This is a genomic window from Pseudoalteromonas sp. MelDa3 (genome assembly GCF_002863625.1).
GTDB classification, from domain to species: Bacteria; Pseudomonadota; Gammaproteobacteria; order Enterobacterales; family Alteromonadaceae; genus Pseudoalteromonas; species Pseudoalteromonas arctica.
On the sequence record NZ_PJBR01000165.1, the window covers coordinates 1 to 3,705 of the forward strand.

Annotated in this window: 4 protein-coding genes; 1 reads left to right on the plus strand and 3 read right to left on the minus strand. The window is 38.9% G+C overall.

The genetic code is table 11. The features are described 5' to 3' along the window. Positions 1-249: 249 nt before the first annotated feature. From CXF89_RS18630 to rph, 3 genes are read right to left on the minus strand one after another with little or no spacing between them, the layout of a single operon-like run. Positions 250-630 carry a diacylglycerol kinase gene (locus CXF89_RS18630; RefSeq protein WP_007583384.1) on the minus strand — a complete coding sequence of 127 codons (381 nt, stop codon included), beginning with the start codon at positions 628-630 and terminating at the stop codon, positions 250-252. Positions 631-686: 56 nt separating this feature from the next. Beyond that, positions 687-1,331 carry an orotate phosphoribosyltransferase gene (gene pyrE / locus CXF89_RS18635; protein ID WP_007583381.1) on the minus strand — a complete coding sequence of 215 codons (645 nt, stop codon included), beginning with the start codon at positions 1,329-1,331 and terminating at the stop codon, positions 687-689. A gap of 18 nt (positions 1,332-1,349) precedes the next feature. Then, complete coding sequence (gene rph, locus CXF89_RS18640; RefSeq protein WP_002958890.1) at positions 1,350-2,063, minus strand: ribonuclease PH; 714 nt, start codon at positions 2,061-2,063, stop codon at positions 1,350-1,352. Positions 2,064-2,242: 179 nt separating this feature from the next. Between rph and CXF89_RS18645 the strand changes: the two genes are divergently transcribed. Beyond that, a complete protein-coding gene (locus CXF89_RS18645) occupies positions 2,243-3,103 on the plus strand; it encodes a YicC/YloC family endoribonuclease (RefSeq protein WP_002958889.1) in 861 nt (286 codons plus the stop codon). Positions 3,104-3,705: the final 602 nt, after the last annotated feature.

Sequence of the window (3,705 nt, forward strand, 5' to 3'; positions counted from 1 at the left end):
TGGAAGATTTAAAACCGAAGTTTTATTTAACTCTCTGAGTAGTTCGCTCCTCGCTATGCGTTGGCGTTTCCCGTCTCAGTGGGGTCGCATTATAGGGAGATCCGAAAACAGATCAACCCTTTTTTTAAGAAAACTTGAAATAATGTGCTGTTCGCTGAGTATTTGAGCTAAACACGTTAAAAACACAACATAACTAGCAAATTATTAACAACTAAAGGTGTTTAAACTTCACAAATATTAAAAGTGAGCTTAAACGATCTTCATATAAAGACTTACACCCCATATGATCAATACGATCGTTAATGAAAGTGTTACGGCTGCAGATCCCATATCTTTGGCTCTACCTGACAATACATGCAATTCTGTACTTACTCGATCTGTTAATGCTTCAATGGCAGAGTTTAGCAATTCAACTATTAGAATAATAAGCAGTGAGCTAATTAGTATTGCCCAGTGTAATAATGATGAAGCAAGCCAAAATGAAGTGGGGAATAATATAAGGCTTAGTAATAGCTCTTGTCTAAATGCAGCTTCTTCTTTAAATGCTGCTTTAAAGCCAAGATAGGAGCAATAGGTTGCTTTGAAAACGCGTTTGAGGCCTAAGCCATTTGGTTTTAATACATCTTTCATTAATAAACTCTATGAATGAAGGTCAAAATAAAGCCCCGCACTGCGAGGCTTTTTATTTATGCTACGCCGTATTGATCACGGTAAGCTTTAACTGAGGCTAAATGCTCGCCCATCGTTCCTTGGTTTTCAAGGTAGCTAATAAGGTCTGCTAATTTTACAATAGAAATTACTTTGGTATTAAAGTCGCGTTCAACTTCTTGAATAGCTGATAACTCGGCTTTACCTTTTTCTTGGCGATCTAATGCAATTAAAACACCACTAAGGTCTGCACCATTTTGTGCAATAATTTCCATAGACTCACGAATAGCGGTACCTGCGGTAATTACATCATCAACTAGCATTATTTTGCCATTGAGTTCTGAGCCTACTAATGTACCACCTTCACCGTGTGCTTTTTTCTCTTTACGGTTAAAACAGTACGGTACATCTTTATCATGGTGATCTGCTAATGCAACTGCCGTCGTTGTCGCTATTGGGATACCCTTATACGCGGGACCAAATAGTACATCGTACTCTATCGCTGAATCTTCTAATGCTGATGCATAAAAACGACCTAAACGTGCTAAGTCACGACCTGTATTAAACAAACCGGCATTAAAAAAGTAAGGACTTATGCGCCCAGACTTTAAAGTAAACTCACCAAATTTTAATACCTGCTTCTCTAGAGCAAATTCTATAAACTCTTTTTGATAATCTTTCATATCTAGTGGCCTACCTATTTATGCTAATGCTTGCTTTTGTACGTCAATGATTTCACGAATAGAATGTTTAGCTAAAGTAAGTAACTCATCTAGCTCATCAAACGAGAAAGGTTCGCCTTCGGCTGTACCTTGAATTTCTATAATTTTACCTGTTTCGGTTAAAATTACATTCATATCAGTTTCTGCTGCTGAATCTTCAATATATTCTAAATCGCTAATTGCTTGGCCTTTGTATATACCTACTGAAATAGCCGCAATCATATGTTTAAGTGGGTTTGAATTAATCATACCCTTGGCACGCATATGCGTTAGCGCATCAACAAGTGCAACACATGCACCACTTATAGAAGCAGTACGTGTACCGCCATCTGCTTGAATTACATCACAGTCGATAGTGATTGTGTTTTCGCCAAGTGCTTTTAAATCAACAGCAGCACGAAGTGCACGTGCAATTAAACGTTGAATTTCCATAGTACGACCGCCCTGCTTACCACGTGCAGCTTCTCGAGCATTACGCGTATGCGTTGCTCGCGGTAACATACCGTATTCAGCATTGATCCAACCTTTACCCTGACCTTTCATGAAACGAGGAACGCCCGATTCGACAGTAGCTGTACAAAGTACTTTGGTGTTACCAAACTCAACAAGTACTGAGCCTTCAGCATGCAAAGTATAATTACGTGTAAATGTAACAGGTCTAATTTGGTTAGGTGTTCTTTCGCTTGGACGCATTGACGATCCCCTTAATTCAGAATTTGCGACATTATAAGTGTATGTGGGTATAGATACCATGCTGATTTAAATAAATAGCTGTATGCAAAATATTCAGTGTATTAAATTTTCCCTAGAGCTTAAGCGGTGTTACGGTATAATCATCGTAATATTGTATTTATAAATTTAGGAAAATATCCATGATCCACAGTATGACAGCTTATGCGCGTCGCGAAATAAAAGGCGATTGGGGAACTGGCACTTGGGAAGTTCGTTCAGTGAACCAGCGTTACCTTGAAACATTTATTCGCGCACCAGAGCAATTTCGTGGCATGGAGCCAGTTATTCGTGAGCGTTTACGCAAACACTTACAACGCGGTAAAGTTGAGGTTTTTTTAAAGTTTGTAGCAAATCCTGCCCATGTTGGTGAGCTATCAATTAACCAAGCCCTTGCTGAGCAACTTATAAATAGCGCGAAATGGGTTCAACAGCAAAGTAATGGCGACATTAATCCTGTTGATATATTACGTTGGCCTGGTGTTATGGAAGCTGAAGAACTTGATATGGATAGCGTTAATACAGCACTAATTGCTGGTCTTGATCAAGTAATCGAAGATTTTAAATCAGCTCGTGGCGATGAAGGTGCAAACCTTGAAGAAATGATAGCAATCCGCCTTGATGCGATTTTAGAGCAAGTAGAAATTGTAGAAACGCACATGCCTGAGATTGCTAAGTGGCAACGTGAAAAACTGGCTCAAAAGCTAGAAGACTTAACAGCAAACATTGACGAGTCGCGCCTTGAACAAGAACTTATTTATCTTGCTCAAAAACAAGATGTAGCTGAAGAATTAGATCGTTTAAAGTCTCACGTTAAAGAAACTAAAAAAATCCTTAAAAAAGGTGGCGCATGCGGCCGCCGCCTAGATTTTATGATGCAAGAATTTAATCGTGAAGCTAACACGCTAGCATCTAAGTCTATCAATAGTGACATCACTACTGCCGCTGTAGAGTTAAAAGTGTTGATTGAACAAATGAGAGAACAGATCCAAAATATTGAATAATTTTCAGCCAATTATGGCATATTCATAACTTATCGAAACCCGGGCTAGGCTCGGGTTTTTTATTAATACCAATAATATTTTGCATGTTGTTACCAAGCATCTTCGTCTAATGTGAGATTCTCACCTTCAAATCACTCTTTATTTTAGTCATTAAAAAGCCCGAGACTAAGCTCGGGCTTTTTGGTAACAATTAGCTAGGCTAATAATTACGCTTTGAACGTTACTACAACGCACCTACGCCTAAAGTAAGAGCGCCACCTTCATATGACACTTTATTCTAGACATTAAAAAGCCCGAGACTAAGCTCGGGCTTTTTGATAACAATTAGCTAGGCTAATAATTACGCTTTGGACGTTACTACAACGCACCTACGCCTAAAGTAAGAGCGCCACCTTCATATGACACTTTATTATAGACATTAAAAAACCCGAGACTAAGCTCGGGCTTTTTGGTAACAATTAGTTAGGCTAATAATTACGCTTTGAACGTTACTACAACGCACCTACGCCTAAAGTAAGAGCGCCACCTTCATATGACACTTTATTCTAGACATTAAAAAGCCCGAGACTAAGCTCGGGCTTTTTGGTAACAATTAGCTAGGC

Bases quoted from the DNA above. Each gene is read 5' to 3' on its own strand.
- rph (WP_002958890.1), bottom strand. From the start codon at position 2,063: ATGCGTCCAAGCGAAAGAACACCTAACCAAATTAGACCTGTTACATTT.
- CXF89_RS18645 (WP_002958889.1), top strand. From the start codon at position 2,243: ATGATCCACAGTATGACAGCTTATGCGCGTCGCGAAATAAAAGGCGAT.
- CXF89_RS18630 (WP_007583384.1), bottom strand. From the start codon at position 630: ATGAAAGATGTATTAAAACCAAATGGCTTAGGCCTCAAACGCGTTTTC.
- pyrE (WP_007583381.1), bottom strand. From the start codon at position 1,331: ATGAAAGATTATCAAAAAGAGTTTATAGAATTTGCTCTAGAGAAGCAG.